We start from the raw sequence: 17,530 nt of genomic DNA on the forward strand, positions 1-17,530 counted from the left end.
ATGTTAATTCGGCAGCACAAAATGTATTATTTGCGATGGTCTCAGACAAAGCGGTTGATGCTGCAATATTGACCATAATTAGCCGAGACGGAAAGCACAGGATTGACTTGTTACACAGCATATTGGTTGCTGCAAGCCAAGGGCGGTAGCGTGGCTATTTTTTGTTTTGCTGAAAAATTGTCCCGCTGGAAATGATAGAGCAGTCTAAAAGACACATTAGAGGTTGTGGAATGTTACTTCCCGTAATCATGGCCGGAGGAACCGGCAGTCGTTTGTGGCCCCTTTCACGTGAATTGTATCCAAAACAGTTCATCAGCTTGCACAGACAGCACTCGATGCTGCAGGAGACTGTCAACCGCCTGACCGGTGTTGAAGCGCGAGCTCCGCTGGTCATCTGCAACGAAGAGCACCGTTTCCTCGTCGCTGAACAGCTTCGTCAGATCAACAAACTTTCCCATAACATCATCCTTGAACCGGTTGGTCGCAACACGGCGCCGGCGATTGCTCTGGCAGCGATTAACGCGATTGAGCAAGGCGATGATCCGGTGCTGCTAGTTTTAGCCGCCGACCATGTCATTGAGAACCGCGCGGCATTCCACCAGGCCATCACCACCGCAACGAAATATGCCAAGCAGGGGCATCTGGTCACCTTCGGCATCGTGCCCACCGGACCTGAAACCGGTTACGGCTATATTCATCGCGGTGAGCAGCTGGCGGGTGATGAACATGCGCCGTTTAGCGTGCAGCGTTTTGTTGAAAAGCCTAATCTGAAAACGGCTCAGGATTATCTGGCTTCCGGTGAATATTACTGGAACAGCGGGATGTTTATGTTCCGCGCCAAACGTTATCTGCAGGAACTGGAAAAATTCCGTCCTGATATTCTGGATGCCTGCCGCCGTGCGATGGCGAACGTGGCAGAAGGTAACGACTTCATCAGCATTGATAAAGACGATTTCATTGCCTGCCCGGATGAGTCAGTTGACTATGCCGTGATGGAGCAAACGGACGCAGCCGTTGTGGTGCCGCTGGATGCGGGCTGGAGCGATGTCGGATCCTGGTCCGCGCTGTGGGAAGTGAATGAAAAAGATGCAGCCGGTAACTCGCTGAAGGGCGATACCTTCCTGCACAACACTAAAAATTGCTATATCAACAGCGAAGATCAGTTAGTGGCAGCTATCGGCGTGGAAAATCTGGTGATTGTTAACACCAAAGATGCCGTGCTGGTGGCGCGCAAAGATCAGGTTCAGGACGTCAAACGCGTGGTCGAGTTCCTGAAGAGCGAATGCCGTACGGAATATCGTCGTCATCGTGAAACTTACTGGCCATGGGGACGCTGCGATCTGGTGGTCAATACCGGCCGTTTTAATGTAAATCGTATCACCGTTAAACCGGGTGAACGTTTCGAATTACAGATGCATTATCACCGGACTGAACACTGGGTGATCTTATCCGGCACTGCCAAAGTGACTATTCAGGATAAAACCTTATTGCTGACGGAAAACCAATCGACCTTTATTCCTATTGGTCATCAGCACACGTTAGAAAATCCAGGCAAGATTCCGTTAGAGCTGCTGGAAATTCAGTCAGGCTCCTATCTGGGCGATGACGATTTAATTCTGATTAAAGAACAATTTGCAAGTAAGTAAGGACAGACGAGATCATGGCAGCATTGACCTGTTTTAAAGCTTATGACATTCGCGGTGAGCTTGGCGCGGAATTAAATGAAGAAATTGCATATCGTATTGGTCGCGCTTATGGCGAATTTTTAAAGCCGGAAACGATTGTTGTGGGCGGCGATGTTCGGCTGACCAGCGAAAGCCTGAAAATGGCCCTGGCCAATGGTTTAATGGATGCGGGTACCAATGTACTCGATATCGGCTTAAGCGGCACGGAAGAGATTTATTTCGCCACTTTCCATTTGGGCATTGATGGTGGCATTGAAGTGACGGCAAGCCATAATCCGATGAACTATAACGGCATGAAGCTGGTGCGTGAAGGTTCCCGTCCTATCAGTGGCGATACAGGCTTACGTGATGTTCAGCGTCTGGCGGAAGCTAACGATTTTGCGCCGGTGGATGCCGCTAAGCGTGGCAGCTATAAGCAGATCTCGGTACTGGATGCCTATGTCGATCACCTGATGGGCTACATTGACCTGGCCAATTTCACCAAACCCATGACGCTAGTCATCAACTCGGGTAACGGCGCTGCCGGCCATGTTATCGATGAGATCGAAAAGCGCTTCCAGCAGGCGAATGCACCGGTCACCTTCATTAAAGTTCATCATGAAGCGAATGGTCATTTCCCTAACGGTATTCCTAATCCCTTACTGCCAGAGTGCCGGAAAGATACCTCCGACGCGGTGAACGCGAACAAAGCCGACATGGGCATCGCATTTGATGGCGACTTTGATCGCTGCTTCCTGTTTGACGAGAATGCAGAGTTCATCGAAGGTTATTACATTGTTGGCCTGCTGGCCGAAGCGTTCCTCAAGAAAGAGCCTGGCGCGAAGATCATTCACGATCCCCGTTTGACCTGGAACACCATCGACGTCGTCACTAAAGCGGGTGGCATACCTGTTATGTCTAAAACAGGTCATGCGTTTATTAAAGAGCGCATGCGCGAGGAAGATGCGGCCTATGGGGGCGAAATGAGTGCGCATCATTATTTTCGCGACTTTGCTTACTGTGACAGCGGTATGATCCCCTGGCTTTTAGTGGCAGAATTACTCGCAGTAAAGGGGCAGACATTATCTCAGCAGGTTTCAGAAAGAATGAAAGCCTTCCCTTGTAGTGGCGAAATAAATTTCAAAGTAGTGAATGCAACTGCCATTATTGCCTCACTTTCTGAAAAATATTCACCCTCATGTGTGGCACAAGATACTATTGATGGCCTTAGTCTTGATTGCTCAGACTGGCGATTTAATTTAAGAAAGTCAAATACAGAGCCGTTATTGCGGTTGAATATTGAAACTAAAGGCAATATAGAAAAACTTGATGTTTTACTCGCAGAGTTTAATTCTATTATCAACTCAAATTAATCACATGTAATAAATGGTAGATCAAAATATGTCAAATAAAGTTGCAATCGTCACCGGTATTACTGGCCAGGATGGTGCGTATCTGGCTGAATTATTGTTAGATAAAGGTTATACTGTTTATGGTACCTATCGTCGTACCAGTTCTGTCAACTTCTGGCGTATTGAAGAGCTTGGAATAAAAAACAACGCCAAACTGCATTTAGTTGAATACGACCTTACCGATCTTTCCGCCAGCATTCGTCTGCTTCAACAAAGTGGCGCGACAGAGGTTTATAACCTTGCCGCACAAAGCTTCGTTGGTGTCTCCTTTGAGCAACCTCTGACTACAGCAGAGATCACCGGTATTGGTCCGGTCAACCTGTTGGAAGCTATTCGTATCGTCAACCCAAAAATTCGATTTTATCAGGCTTCTACATCAGAAATGTTTGGTAAAGTGCAGGCAATTCCGCAAAAAGAAGATACACCATTTTATCCACGCAGCCCGTATGGTGTTGCCAAACTTTATGCACACTGGATGACGATTAATTATCGTGAAAGCTACGATATTTTTGCCTCAAGCGGAATTCTGTTCAACCACGAATCTCCTTTGCGCGGTCAGGAATTTGTCACTCGTAAGATTACTGACTCAGTAGCCAAGATTAAACTCGGTAAGCTTGACGTGCTTGAACTGGGCAACCTTGACGCGAAACGCGACTGGGGCTTTGCTAAAGAGTATGTAGAAGGAATGTGGTTGATGCTTCAGGCAGAAGAACCGGATACCTTTGTACTTGCTACCAACCGAACAGAAACTGTACGTGACTTCGTATCGATGGCATTTAAAGCTGCTGGTATTGAATTACGTTTCGAAGGTAAAGACGAACAGGAAGTGGCAATTGACGTGGCAACAAATAAAGTTGTTGTAAAAGTAAATCCGAAATTCTACCGTCCAGCCGAAGTTGAATTACTGATCGGTAATCCTCAGCGTGCTAAGGATATCCTTGGATGGGAACCTAAAACTACTCTTGAAGAGTTATGCGCTATGATGGTTAAAGAAGACCTTCGCCGTAACGAACAAGGATTCTCTTTCTAATATGACTAATGGCAAAAAAGCATTGATCACCGGGATCAAGGGCTTTACCGGCCATTATATGGCAGCGGAACTTTCCGCTGCTGGATATGATGTTTATGGCCTGGGCTCAGCTTGCTCGGATAATATCGATAACTATTTTCAAGTAGATCTCACAGATAATATTCAAGTTAAAAACGCAGTAGATTGTATAAGTCCCGATGTTGTAGTTCATTTGGCAGCAATTGCTTTTGTTGGTCACTCAAATCCGAACGCATTCTATGATGTCAACCTTTCTGGCACGCGCAACTTGCTATCTGCATTAACAGAAACAAAGAAAAAGCCCGAAGCCGTATTAGTGGCAAGTAGCGCAAACGTTTATGGAAATAATATTGCTGGTAAGCTTGATGAATCAACGCTTCCGAATCCTGCTAATGATTATGCCGTTAGCAAGCTTGCTATGGAATATATGGCTAACCTATTTAAAGATAGGTTGCCATTAATTATTACCCGTCCTTTTAACTACACGGGAGTGGGACAAGCTGAAAATTTTTTAATTCCTAAAATTGTCAAACATTTCCGCGAACGCAAAGACGTTATTGAACTTGGTAATATAGATGTATGGCGTGACTTCTCTGATGTACGAGATTTAGTTAAATGCTATGCTGAATTACTAAAGTGTAAAGCTTTTGGGGAAGTGGTCAATGTTGCTACTGGAGAGATGCACTCACTTAGAGATGTTATTAGCCTTTGTGAAGATATTACCGGTCACTCCATAACCATTGAGGTAAATCCTGGTTTTGTTAGACCAAATGAAATCAAAGAGTTGTGCGGTGATATTTCGTTGCTGAATAGTCTGATTGGCCATGAAATGCAAAAAGTACCACTTAGGGAAACTCTGAAATGGATGCTGGAAACAAAAAGCTAGAGGTTGTTTTCTCGACGGATTGCATAAAATACCCTTTAACGGGTATCGGGCGTTATGCTTTTGAACTGGCGAAACAACTTCAGCAACGGGAAGATAAACTTTCACTTACTTTTTTGCATGGAACAAGAATAAGAGATTCATTGGCGGTTGCAAGTGAATCTTCGCAATCCGTTCAGTCGCTTAAGCGAGAGTTACAAAAAAGCAAAATAGTTAGTGAAGTTTATCGCCTTGTTTTTCCTCATTTAAAGTCCCGGGCACTTAAAAAATTCAAAGAATACATTTACCATAGTCCTAATTATTATCTCCCTCCGCGTGTTAAAAATTGCGTTGCGACTTTTCACGATCTGTCAGTATTTCATTGGCCACAGTTCCATCCTGCCGGGAGAGTACATCTCATGCAGAAAGAGCTGCGTAACACTGTAAAGCGTGCTTCGGTATTGATAACGGATTCGTATTATACAAAAAATGAGTTGATGGAATTTTTTTCTTTGGATGAAAAGAAAATATCAGTTGCACCATTGGCGTGTAATCACCAATTTCATTCGCGCACTCAAGAAGATGTTCACGCAGTATTGGATAAGTATCAGTTAAAATGGCGTCGCTTCTTTCTTTATACTGGTACAATCGAACCCAGAAAAAATATTTTAACGCTTCTACGTGCATATGATCGCTTGTCATTACAAGAGAAGAAAAATTTCCCGCTCGTAATTAGCGGATATAAAGGCTGGGAAAATGAAGAGCTCTTTCGTCTTTTTGATAAAGGTGAGCGGGAAGGCTGGTTGAAATATTTAGGCTTTGTACCAGGTAACGATTTACCCATGCTCTTTAGTGCTGCTAACAGTTTCCTCTTCCCTTCGATTTATGAAGGGTTTGGATTACCAGTGTTGGAGGCTATGTCATCTGGCACTCCCGTTATTTGTTCAAATGCAACGTCATTACCTGAAGTTGTTGGAGATGCCGCGCTAATGCATGAACCGGAAGACATAGAATTGCTCACGCATTATCTAAAAATGATGATTAATGATGAGGAGTTGAAACAGAAAATGATCCAGGTTGGTCTTAGTCAAGCCCAAAATTATTCGTGGTCATTCTGTGCCGATAAAACGATAGAAGCGTATGATCAGGTTTCTAAATTAATATGATAAAAGTCCTTCACTGCTATAAAACATATTATCCGGATACTTTTGGTGGGATTGAGCAAGTTATTTATCAGCTCGCTGAAGGCGGTGTGAAAGAAAATATCCAATCAACGGTTTTTACGCATAGCCCTGATTTTGATGATGCTATTTCAATGTTGGATCATCATACTATTCATCGTGTTAAAACATTATTAGAGTATGCTTCTACGCCAATTTCATTTGCTGCTATTACTGAGTTTAAAAAGCTAGCAACACATGCAGATATTATTCATTATCATTTTCCCTATCCCTTTATGGATGTCCTGCATTTCACAAATTTTACAAAAAAGCCATCGATCGTAAGCTATCATTCCGATATTGTTAAACAAAAGGCCCTGCTAAAACTTTATACACCATTGATGAATAGGTTCCTTTCCAGTGTAGATTGCATTGTTGCTGCATCACCAAATTATGTCGAAAGTAGCCCGATTCTGCAAAAATTCAAAGATAAAGTTAAGGTTATTCCCTACGGTCTGAATGAAAGTTTTTATCAAAACAATGATCCCCAGGTATTAGAAAAGTGGTCCCAGCGATTCCCTAACGGCTTTTTTCTTTTCATTGGGACCTTTCGTTACTATAAAGGGCTTCACATACTCATCGATGCTGTCGCTGATAGTGATTATCCTGTTGTCATTGTTGGTGCGGGACCCATTGAATCTGAACTGAAAGCGCAAGCCCAGTCGTTGGGTATCGACAATATTCATTTCCTTGGTGCATTACAGGATGACGATAAATCTGCGTTATTACAGCTTTGTACTTGCTTAGTTTTTCCTTCACATCTTCGTTCAGAAGCTTTTGGTATTTCCTTGCTTGAAGGGGCTTTGTACTCAAAACCACTGATTTCAAGCGAAATTGGAACCGGTACTACTTTCATCAACATTGACGGTCTTACCGGTCTGGTTGTCCCGCCTTCAGACCCCAGGGCTTTACGCAAAGCTATGGATGAGATCTGGTTCAACCCAGAGAAAGCTCGTACCTTTGGCCAGGCTGCTCAACAACGATTCGAAAAACTTTTTACAGCAGACAAGATGATTGAAAGTTATGCAGGTTTATATATGTCTCTGTTAAATAAGTAAATTTCATCACTCGCTGCATTTCTTAAAAAGCATCAATAATTACCTCTTATCACCTCTCATGAGTTAACATATTGGTCACTTACTGAATGGTGTTACTGGTAACACCTAGCGAGACCACAGACAGGAGTATGTAATGTCCAAGCAACAGATCGGCGTTGTAGGTATGGCAGTGATGGGGCGTAACCTTGCTCTTAACATCGAAAGCCGCGGTTACACAGTCTCAATCTTTAACCGTTCACGTGAAAAGACTGATGAAGTTATCGCTGAAAATCAGGGCAAAAAACTTGCTCCTTATTACTCCGTGGAAGAGTTTGTTGAGTCGTTAGAAAAACCCCGCCGCATCCTTCTGATGGTACAGGCAGGTGAAGCGACAGACAAAACCATCGCTTCACTGACGCCACACCTCGATAAGGGCGACATTCTGATTGATGGTGGTAACACCTTCTATAAAGACACTATCCGTCGTAATAAAGAACTGTCTGATCAGGGCTTCAACTTCATCGGTACCGGTGTCTCCGGCGGCGAAGAGGGCGCTCTGAAAGGCCCATCGATCATGCCTGGCGGTCAGAAAGAAGCGTATGAACTGGTAGCGCCAATTCTGGATAAAATTGCTGCGCGTGCAGAAGACGGTGAAGCCTGCGTTACTTACATCGGTCCGGACGGTGCTGGTCACTATGTGAAGATGGTTCACAACGGTATCGAGTATGGCGATATGCAGCTGATTGCAGAAGCATATGCTTTACTGAAAGGCGCACTCGGTCTGAACAACGAAGAGCTGGCTAAAACCTTCACTGACTGGAACAACGGTGAGCTTAGCAGCTACCTGATCGACATCACCAAAGATATCTTTACCAAGAAAGATGAAGACGGTAAATACCTGGTTGATGTGATTCTGGATGAGGCAGCCAACAAAGGTACCGGTAAATGGACCAGCCAGAGCTCCCTGGATCTTGGCGAGCCACTTTCTCTGATCACTGAGTCTGTGTTCGCACGTTACCTCTCTTCACTCAAGTCACAGCGTGTTGCAGCTTCTAAAGTGCTGAGCGGCCCTCAGGCGCAAGCCTTCACCGGTGACAAAGCTGAGTTCATTGAGAAAGTGCGCCGTGCACTTTATCTGGGTAAGATCGTTTCTTATGCTCAGGGCTTCTCTCAGCTGCGTGCGGCTTCAGAAGAGAACAACTGGGATCTGCATTACGGTGAAATCGCGAAGATCTTCCGTGCTGGTTGCATCATCCGTGCACAGTTCCTGCAGAAAATTACTGATGCTTATGCGACCGATGCTAACATCGCAAACCTGTTGCTGGATCCCTACTTCAAAAACATCGCTGATGAATATCAGCAGGCGCTGCGTGATGTTGTCTCTTATGCCATCCAGAACGGTATTCCAACGCCAACCTTCTCAGCGGCAATTGCATACTACGATAGCTATCGCTCAGAAGTGCTGCCTGCTAACCTGATTCAGGCGCAGCGCGACTACTTTGGTGCGCATACCTACAAGCGAGTGGATAAAGAAGGAATTTTCCATACTGAATGGCTGACAAAATAATAACAGCTTTGTAGATTTTATTTAGATACAAATAAAAAGCACATCTTACGATGTGCTTTCTTATATTAAGGATTAAGTTAATGATCGGCTTTATTAAATCTATTTTGCGATACAGAGGGTTTATTTTAGGTAATGTAAAGAGAGAATTTCAAGCAAAATATCAAAATTCAATTTTAGGCGCAGCGTGGAATGTCTTAAATCCACTTGCAATGATAACTGTATACACCGTTATTTTCTCCCAAGTAATGAAGGCAAAATTACCCGGAGTAGAAGATACTTTTGCCTATAGTATATATTTATGTTCCGGGATATTAACATGGTCTTTATTTTCAGAAATAATCTCAAGAGGCCAGAATGTTTTTATTGAGCAGGCTAATCTAATTAAAAAAATTAGTTTTCCAAGGATTTGCCTGCCCGCTATAGTAATAGTAAATGCTTTGGTGAATTTCTTTATAGTATTTATTCTCTTTACGGCATTCCTATTAATAAGCGGAGAGTTTCCCGGCATTCAGTTTATTTCCATTTTTCCCTTAATATTAACTTTGATAGTTTTTGCTATAGGTTTGGGTATTACTCTTGGAGTGATGAATGTATTCTTTAGAGATGTAGGTATGCTTTTTTCGATCATTTTGCAGTTTTGGTTCTGGCTTACACCTATCGTATATTCGCCAGCAATATTACCATTGCAATTTCAAAACATTGTAAAATTGAATCCTATGTTATCGATTATATCCTCATTTCAGCTTGTATTTGTTCAGCATCAATGGCCCCACTGGTTTGATCTGCTCTATCCTCTTTCATTAGGTTTAATTTTATGCGCCATAGGCATGATTCTATTCAATAAACATTCTGGTGATATGGTGGATGAATTATAATGTCTAGCTTAATCGTGAAAAATGTTGGTAAAGCATACAAAAGATATAATAGTAAACTTGGCAGGCTTATTGAGTGGGTTATACCATTTTCTAAGCCCAGACATACCACGAAATGGATTTTGGAAGATATTGACTTTGTTGTAGAGCCGGGAGAGTCCGTAGGAATTATTGGAGTTAATGGAGCAGGTAAAAGTACTTTATTAAAAATTATTACTGGCACAACCAGACCTTCAACGGGTTCAGTATTGGTAAATGGGCGTGTAGCAGCTATGCTTGAATTAGGAATGGGCTTTCATCCAGAATTCACCGGCAGGCAAAATGCTTTTATGTCTGGTCAACTTCTGGGCATGACAGTAGAAGAAATAACTCGGTTAATGCCCAAAATTGAAGAGTTTGCAGAAATCGGCCCCTACATTGACCAGCCTGTTCGGGTATATTCAAGTGGTATGCAAGTTCGTTTAGCGTTTAGTGTTGCGACAATAATAAGGCCTGATGTATTAATAATAGACGAAGCCCTTTCTGTAGGGGATATCTACTTTCAACAAAAATGTATTGAGAGAATCCAAGAGTTTAAAAATAACGGTACCAGTATATTATTCGTGACTCATGATTTCTCTGCGCTACATAAAATTTGTGATAAAGCTGTTCTTCTTGCATCTGGTCGTTGTCAGTTCGTTGGCAAGACAATAGAAGCAGTAGAAAGATATTATGGTTACCTTAATAATAGCAAAGCTGTTGTTAAAGAAGAAGAAACTGTCGAACAAAGATTTATTAAAATTAATAATTTCGTAGATAGTGTAACTTTGCTGAATCAAGATGAGCATGTAGTTAATTGTCTCGAAGTTGGTAAGAATTATACTTTTGAAATAAAATGTAAAAATATTAATTCGTATGAAAACCCACATATTGGCTTTCGCATACAGGATAGGCTAGGGCAAGTTTTGTATGAAACCAACACCTACTGTCAGAAAATTAATATGGCAAATAAAAGAATTAACATTGTAAGATTTTCTTTTAAAAATAACCTTACCCCAGGCGAATACACATTGGCAATGGGGGTTGAATCAGGAGGTCATGGTGATGGACTTTTTGATACCGTTATTGCCTTAACTGAAAGAGTTACATCTTTTCAGGTAATCGATAACCCTGATGTCAATAAGTGGGCTGGTATAATTAATATAGAACCGAACATTTTTGTAAACTAAGGACAAGTTATGATTTACTATGATATTACCGATATAATTAACCATTCAAAATTTTCAACTAAGGTAAGCGGAATACAACGAGTTGTACTTGAAGGGTTAAGGGGCCTTGAGGGAGATTATAGCATATTTTTTATAAGTCCCATCACTGGAAAAACTTATATAGTAAATGGTCTTAAAAACGCTCCTTTAAACGATCTTACTCCATTCATTAATCTATGGATATATGCCGATATCTATATTTCTAGATCTTACGGGAATATAGATAAATACTTTGAGAAAATAAGAACGCTTGGCCGTAAAAAAAAGGTGGTAAGTGATACTTATTTCATTCTTTCCAGAATTCCAAGTGTTAAGAAAATTAGTCATAAAGCTGTCATACACTATCTTAAGAACAGAATAAGTCTATATCCTGGCTTGGAAATTAGCGAAATAGATCAGTTTTCACCAAATGCTACAATCGCATTGTTCGGTGGCGTATGGAATTTTCAAGATAAATATCATGCGTTAATGGAAAGTAAATGGCATAGTTTGCGGAAAATTTTCATGGTCTATGACATGATACCTATAGTATCTCCTTATGTGCCAGATGAATTAAAAAATATGTTTAAAAAATATATTCCTTTTGTTTTGGAATATGCTGATAAAATAATAGTAAACTCTAATAGTTGTAAAGTTGATTTATTAGAATATTGTCATAAAAGAGGGGCTGATTCACCTGAAATTGATATCATTCATCTTTCACACAAGTTACCTGAGGATGTTAAAAGAAAAAATTTATTAGATGAACAAGAATATCCGTTAAGAGTAAGAAAATTAAAAAATGAGACTTACGCATTCTGTGTAGGTTCGATTGAATCACGAAAAAATCATGTCAACTTAATATTGACGTGGATCAAGTTTTTTAACAGTCCTGAATATGCTAACCAAAAACTAGTCATAGCGGGTAAATGGCTTTGGGATACGGAAGAACTAGCTAAACAATTAACCTATTCAGGTCACGTGTATGGAAGTGTAATTGTACTGCATGATGCTTCAGATGCAGAAATAGCTGAGCTTTACAAAAATTGCCGTTTTACTGCTTATCCGTCGCATTATGAAGGATGGGGATTGCCACTTGGTGAATCATTAGCTTCCGGTAAACCATGTTTACATTTCGATACATCTTCTTTAAAAGAAGCAGGATACGGAATGACAATTGCTGTAGATTATCCAGACTATAAAAAATACTATGAAGAGTTTTCACGTTTAATGGTTGATGATGACTATTATCAAAAGAAAATAGATATTATAGAAAACAACAAAAGTAAATTGCGTAGCTGGAAAGACTTTTCATCTGATATCAAGGATTTATTTTATCGTGAAGAGAAAATTCAATGACAACATTATCATCTAAAATATGGTTTGGAAATAACCATCCAGCAGGATATGTCTCTCTAAGTCTTGATTTTATTAATACCATAGATACTAGGATTTCTGCTTTACACTATCAAAAATATGATGAAATAAATTTCACTGAATCTTGTATTTCAGATCATACTAAATGGCCAATAATACTTGATGAGCTATTTAAGTTAAGTACAGGTATGGCTAAGTTCACTCTGAAATTTAACTCTTTATCAACCAGCTTTTCAATAGCTAAATTTTATAAACAAATATTTCACCTATCTGACGGAAATGTGCAGTTTTTGTCGATTGAAAATGACAGTAAAGTTGGAATATACACCATCAATTTTTTAGCGAAAAGAAGGTACTTTGATAATAGTAAAGACTGGTCTTTTGGTATTATTTGGGATGGTAAAAACGAAGGTTATCTTTATGAATATATTGACAGTATCAAGAAAATAAAATATAACGATAGCCAAGTTGAAATTTTAATCTGTGGTCCTCAACCATCTTTTAAAATTGACTTAAAGTATAAATTAATTGAGACCGATCAGAATACAGAGTTATTTGCTAATATTTCTCGCAAAAAAAACCTTATTATAAATCAAGCAGAATACGAAAATATTTGTATCGCTCATAATAGATACAAATTGAACGATAATTTCATTAAATCTTTTGATAAATTTCATCATGACTATGATGTTTGTGTAGTCAAACAAGTTTTGTTAGATACTGGTGAACGAGTGCCTGATTGGGTATCACAAGCGTCTGATGAAAAATTAACAGCTAATTATCTTTTACCATATGGTGTTTATTCACCATTTCAATATATTCCCGGGGGGCTGATAATTGGCAAAAAACACATTTTGAATGCCATTCCTTTCAATGAATTAGCAACATGGAATATGGCAGAGGATGTTGAGTTATCACAAAGATTAAGAGAGTCGGGTTTCTTACCTCGTTTAAACAGCCGTACTGTAGCAACAGTTCTTAATTTAAGAAAAGAAATTATTACTGATTTTAAAGATCCGGATATAGATTTTTTTTACAAGAATTTGGATCTGTTTCATCAAGACTATAGAAATAAAGTTAATAAATATAATTTTTTGAAACGTAATATCACTCAATTAATTTTTCAGCCCCGTATCTTTGTTGAAAAGTTGAAATCAAGATTTAAGGTCTAAATATGTTAGGAAAAAGTATCATTGTAGATGTTGGAGCTAATTATGGAGGTTTCTCTTTAGAAATTGCCAAAAGAAACCCATGCTTACATGTACTTGCAATAGAAGCTGAACCTGTTTTAGCAAATACTTTACTAAATCAAGCTTCGCAAATGGAGCTTGACAACCATGATGTTATAAACTTTGCAGTTAACGAAAATGAAGGAGAGTTTGACTTTCACGTATCAGAACTTGGTGACCATGGAACATCAAGTCTGCTGCAGTTTTCAGAAAATAATATCACAAGAGATGAATATTGGAAAGAAAGGACAGATCTTTATCACTCTAAGACTTTCAAAGTCCAAGCTGTAACTCTAGAAAAAATATTAGATTCCTATGACCCTGTGCAAATAAAGTTCATAAAGATAGATGTACAAGGTTTAGATCTAACCGTTCTAAAATCAGCTGGAAGATATCTTGATAAAGTCCAAGCTGGCATGCTTGAAGTTCCGTCAGTAATTTCTAAATCACTCTACAGTAGTACTAACGAAGATTTACGTGAAGCTTTGAATTTTCTCGAAGAAAATAATTTCGATGTTTATGCCATAAAACCTAACGATCCTGCTTCAAATGAATTTAATGTTTTTTTTACAAAAAAAGGACTTGATTTCAAAGAGATAGAAGCAGACTTACAACTAAACGACTTTCACTTTTACGATGGTAAGCATTTTTGGCATGCTCCTTCACATAAACTAGAAAATCCTGAGCAACATATTCTTAATCTTAACGACGTTCTTAAAAAGAAGGAAAGCGAGCTTGAACATTTAAGAGCTGAAATAAAAGACAAAGACGCAGCAATCCATGTGCTGCAAGATAATATTCTGAATTTTAATAGAAATATTTTTGTCAAGATTTTGAAAAAACTAAATCTGGTTGAGGTGTAAAATGATAAATATTGTTATTCCAATGGCTGGTGCCGGTAGTCGTTTCGCTAAAGCAGGTTTTAAAGATCCAAAACCATTAATTAAGGTTCATGGCGTGCCTATGGTTAAGTTAGTAGTTAATAACTTAAAGCCGCAACAAGAACATAGATTTATTTTTATTGTGCAAAAAAAACATGATGATGAGTATGGGCTTAGTGAGGTATTAAAATCTTGGGAGCCAACCTGCGAAATTGTACACGCAAATGGATTGACTGAAGGTGCTGCTTGTACTGTTCTCCTCGCGAAAGAATTTATAAATAATGAATCACATTTAATGATCGCTAACAGCGATCAATATGTTGATTGTAATATTAACGATTATATAGATGAATTAGATAATAATCGCTTAGATGGTATTATCATGACGATGAAAGCAGATGATCCTAAATGGTCTTTTGTGGGTTTTGATAATGCTGGCTACATTAATAAGGTTGTTGAAAAAGAAGTTATTTCAGATGAGGCAACGGTAGGTATATATAATTTCCGAAAAGGGAATGATTTCGTTGATGCTGCTGAAGAAATGATTAGAAGAAATGAACGAGTGAATAATGAATTCTATGTGGCTCCTGTTTACAATGATTTAATCAAGAATGGAGCTAAGATTGGCATTTTCAATGTTGGTTCTGAAGCTCAGGGAATGTATGGACTAGGAATACCAGCGGATTTAGATCTTTTTCTCAATTTACCACTCTCACACGATGCAGTTAGAGGTATATGACATGGAAATCATTAGTCATCGTGGATATTGGAAAAATAATGATGAAAAGAATAGTGTCATAGCATTTAAAAGGTCTTTTGAATTAGGTTTTGGTACCGAAACTGATGTTCGAGACTTTAACGGCAACCTCGTTATTTCGCATGATATACCATATGGTAACGAAATCCTACTCACACAATTTTTGGAATTAGTAAAGAATAAAGATTTATCACTGGCTTTAAATATTAAATCAGATGGGTTGGCCGAGAAATTATTCGATGCGTTAAGTTTATATAACGTTAAGAAAGCTTTCGTCTTTGATATGTCTATTCCTGATCAACTTAGCTACTTTAAACATGGCGAAATACAGTTTTTTTCGCGAGCAAGTGAATATGAACCAGTGATATCTCTCTATGAGGAGTGCAGTGGCGTTTGGTTGGATGCTTTTATCTCCATTTGGTATGACTCAGATTACATAAATAATTTACTCAACGATGGAAAAAAAGTCTGTATAGTATCTCCTGAGCTACACAAGCGTGAAGATTATAAAAATTTATGGCGTATGTTGATAGATGAAAAGCTAAGCGAATCAGATAATATAATACTTTGTACAGATTATCCTGAAGAGGCAGCATTATTTTTTAAGGAGTCAATGTGATAAAAGCGATAATTTTCGATATGGATGGAGTTCTCATCGAAGCTAAAGAATGGCATTACGAGGCCCTTAATAAATCTTTAAACCTATTTGGTTATAATATAAATCGCTATGATCATCTGACTAAATTCGATGGTCTTCCTACTAAAGATAAATTAAATATTCTTTCGACTGAGTATTCTTTACCGATTGAACTGCATTCTTTTATAAATGAAATGAAGCAGCATTATACTATGGAAATAGTGCACACAAAATGTAAACCTTTGTTCATTCATGAGTATGCTTTATCCAAGTTTAAATCAGAAGGTTATAAATTAGCTGTTGCGTCCAATTCAATTAAGAATACAGTTGTGACAATGATGGAAAAGGCATCATTGACTGGATATTTAGACGTAATGATGTCTAATGAAGATGTTTCAAAGGGTAAGCCTGATCCTGAGATTTATACTAAAACTATTGATTATTTAGGTTTGAAACCTGAAGAATGTGTTGTGGTTGAAGATAATGAAAATGGTATCAAATCAGCCACTGCGGCAGGAGCTAATGTTTTTATAGTTCAGGATGTAAATGATGTGACTTACAGAAATATTCGTAACTTTATTGATTCTCTTCAGGGGGTGAGCGAATGAACATTTTGGTTCTGGCTGCTGGTGAAAACTATATTGACTCTTCAGATAAAGACTATCCTTTATGTTTGACCGAGTTTAACGGTACGCCGCTAATACAGAAAATCTCTGAAAAAATATCTTTTAATATGGGTCTTTCTGTTTTTCTTTTTCAGGAAAAACATATAAAAAAGCATCATCTCGATAACATTGTACAGCTACTATCAAATGGCCTTTTTAAATCATTTCCTGTGCCTGAAAACACAGCTGGTGCAGCTTGTACCGCACTTCTAGGCGTTGTCGGTTTACCCCAGGATGAACCACTTATGATTGTAAGTGCTAATCAATTCCTCGACATTGACTATCAGCATTTCTATACTGTTATGAAGGAAAATAACTATGATGCTGGAACGGTTGTTTTTGATTCAATCCATCCAAGGTATTCATACGTTCTGCTAGATGAATCTAATCTAGTTATTGAAGCATCGGAAAAAAATCCCGTGAGTCGTAATGCAACTGCTGGTGTTTATTGGTTTAGTACTACTCGCGATTTTTCTGATGCAGTCAAAAATATGATTAGAAAAGATGCAAGAGTAAATGATAACTTTTATATCTGCCCCGCGTTCAATGAATTAATACTTAAAAACAAAAAGATTGGAGTTGTTAGGATTGATAAGTCTAAATACCACCCTTTGAAAACAAAGTCGCAATTTGAATCTAACAGAGGCGATCTATGAAAGATTTTAAATTGAATGATATGATCGGAGGGTGGTTTGTAGGTGCATTTTCACCTTCAGTATACTCGACAGATTCATGTGAGGTCGCGGTAAAGAAATACGCAAAAGGCACTACTGAAGCCGCACATTACCATAAGGTAGCGACCGAAATAACATGTATTGTAGAGGGGCAAGTCGTTATGTGTGGTAAAATTTGGAACGCCGGAGACATAATTGTTCTTTCTCCTGGAGATGTGACGTCTTTTGAAGCATTAACTGATGTAGTCACCACTGTTGTGAAGGTGCCAGGCACTCTAGACGACAAATTTTTAGTTTAATTTAAATAATATTCTCTCTTCCTGATTACTAATTTGAACATCATGCCTTTCAAAGTGACTTATCTCTAAATGAAGGACTTTGCCGGGAACCCACCCGGCTTTT

Annotated in this window: 17 protein-coding genes; all 17 read left to right on the forward strand. The window is 39.1% G+C overall.

Going from position 1 to position 17,530, the window contains the following annotated elements:
• The first annotated feature begins 230 nt into the window (after window positions 1-230).
• The 17 genes from F3J36_RS11340 to F3J36_RS11420 all read left to right on the forward strand — a co-directional run bounded on the left by F3J36_RS11340 (window position 231) and on the right by F3J36_RS11420 (window position 17,427).
• A complete protein-coding gene (locus F3J36_RS11340) occupies window positions 231-1,646 on the forward strand; it encodes a mannose-1-phosphate guanylyltransferase/mannose-6-phosphate isomerase (RefSeq protein WP_166719705.1) in 1,416 nt (471 codons plus the stop codon).
• Between the two features lie 14 nt (window positions 1,647-1,660).
• Entirely contained in the window at window positions 1,661-3,037 is a 1,377-nt protein-coding gene (gene cpsG, locus F3J36_RS11345) for a phosphomannomutase CpsG (protein ID WP_166719706.1), read from the forward strand.
• Window positions 3,038-3,065: 28 nt separating this feature from the next.
• A complete protein-coding gene (gmd, locus tag F3J36_RS11350) occupies window positions 3,066-4,106 on the forward strand; it encodes a GDP-mannose 4,6-dehydratase (RefSeq protein WP_166719707.1) in 1,041 nt (346 codons plus the stop codon).
• 1 nt (window position 4,107) lies between these two features.
• Window positions 4,108-5,010 (forward strand): GDP-mannose 4,6-dehydratase, encoded by a 903-nt coding sequence (locus F3J36_RS11355; protein WP_166719708.1) that lies wholly within the window; start codon window positions 4,108-4,110, stop codon window positions 5,008-5,010.
• The gene (locus tag F3J36_RS11360; RefSeq protein WP_166719709.1) at window positions 4,986-6,152 is read left to right on the forward strand and encodes a glycosyltransferase family 1 protein; all 1,167 of its coding nucleotides are present in this window, start codon (window positions 4,986-4,988) and stop codon (window positions 6,150-6,152) included. Before F3J36_RS11355 ends, F3J36_RS11360 begins: the two co-directional genes overlap by 25 nt.
• Window positions 6,149-7,264, forward strand: coding sequence for a glycosyltransferase family 4 protein (locus tag F3J36_RS11365; protein ID WP_166719710.1), 1,116 nt, complete (start codon window positions 6,149-6,151; stop codon window positions 7,262-7,264). The genes F3J36_RS11360 and F3J36_RS11365 overlap by 4 nt, the downstream gene beginning before the upstream one ends.
• Before the next feature lie 133 nt (window positions 7,265-7,397).
• On the forward strand, window positions 7,398-8,810 hold the full coding sequence (gene gndA, locus F3J36_RS11370; RefSeq protein ID WP_166719711.1) for an NADP-dependent phosphogluconate dehydrogenase: 1,413 nt from the start codon (window positions 7,398-7,400) through the stop codon (window positions 8,808-8,810).
• 80 nt (window positions 8,811-8,890) lie between these two features.
• Window positions 8,891-9,685, forward strand: a complete 795-nt coding sequence (locus F3J36_RS11375; RefSeq protein WP_166719712.1) for an ABC transporter permease — start codon at window positions 8,891-8,893, stop codon at window positions 9,683-9,685.
• Entirely contained in the window at window positions 9,685-10,890 is a 1,206-nt protein-coding gene (locus F3J36_RS24355) for an ABC transporter ATP-binding protein (protein WP_166719713.1), read from the forward strand. The genes F3J36_RS11375 and F3J36_RS24355 overlap by 1 nt, the downstream gene beginning before the upstream one ends.
• A 9-nt stretch (window positions 10,891-10,899) precedes the next feature.
• Window positions 10,900-12,267 carry a glycosyltransferase gene (locus F3J36_RS11385; protein WP_166719714.1) on the forward strand — a complete coding sequence of 456 codons (1,368 nt, stop codon included), beginning with the start codon at window positions 10,900-10,902 and terminating at the stop codon, window positions 12,265-12,267.
• Window positions 12,264-13,457 carry a hypothetical protein gene (locus tag F3J36_RS11390; RefSeq protein WP_166719715.1) on the forward strand — a complete coding sequence of 398 codons (1,194 nt, stop codon included), beginning with the start codon at window positions 12,264-12,266 and terminating at the stop codon, window positions 13,455-13,457. The genes F3J36_RS11385 and F3J36_RS11390 overlap by 4 nt, the downstream gene beginning before the upstream one ends.
• Window positions 13,458-13,459: 2 nt before the next feature.
• Window positions 13,460-14,377: an FkbM family methyltransferase gene (locus F3J36_RS11395; RefSeq protein WP_166719716.1), complete on the forward strand. Its 918-nt coding sequence runs from the start codon at window positions 13,460-13,462 to the stop codon at window positions 14,375-14,377.
• Between the two features lies 1 nt (window position 14,378).
• A complete protein-coding gene (locus F3J36_RS11400) occupies window positions 14,379-15,134 on the forward strand; it encodes a glycosyltransferase family 2 protein (RefSeq protein ID WP_166719717.1) in 756 nt (251 codons plus the stop codon).
• Between the two features lies 1 nt (window position 15,135).
• Window positions 15,136-15,771, forward strand: coding sequence for a hypothetical protein (locus tag F3J36_RS11405; protein WP_166719718.1), 636 nt, complete (start codon window positions 15,136-15,138; stop codon window positions 15,769-15,771).
• Entirely contained in the window at window positions 15,768-16,397 is a 630-nt protein-coding gene (locus F3J36_RS11410; RefSeq protein ID WP_166719719.1) for an HAD family phosphatase, read from the forward strand. The genes F3J36_RS11405 and F3J36_RS11410 overlap by 4 nt, the downstream gene beginning before the upstream one ends.
• Entirely contained in the window at window positions 16,394-17,110 is a 717-nt protein-coding gene (locus F3J36_RS11415) for a glycosyltransferase family 2 protein (protein WP_166719720.1), read from the forward strand. The genes F3J36_RS11410 and F3J36_RS11415 overlap by 4 nt, the downstream gene beginning before the upstream one ends.
• Window positions 17,107-17,427 (forward strand): cupin domain-containing protein, encoded by a 321-nt coding sequence (locus tag F3J36_RS11420; protein ID WP_166719721.1) that lies wholly within the window; start codon window positions 17,107-17,109, stop codon window positions 17,425-17,427. Before F3J36_RS11415 ends, F3J36_RS11420 begins: the two co-directional genes overlap by 4 nt.
• Window positions 17,428-17,530: the final 103 nt, after the last annotated feature.

It is taken from the genome of Pantoea sp. Cy-640 (assembly GCF_011752635.1).
Lineage (GTDB): Bacteria > Pseudomonadota > Gammaproteobacteria > Enterobacterales > Enterobacteriaceae > Pantoea > Pantoea dispersa.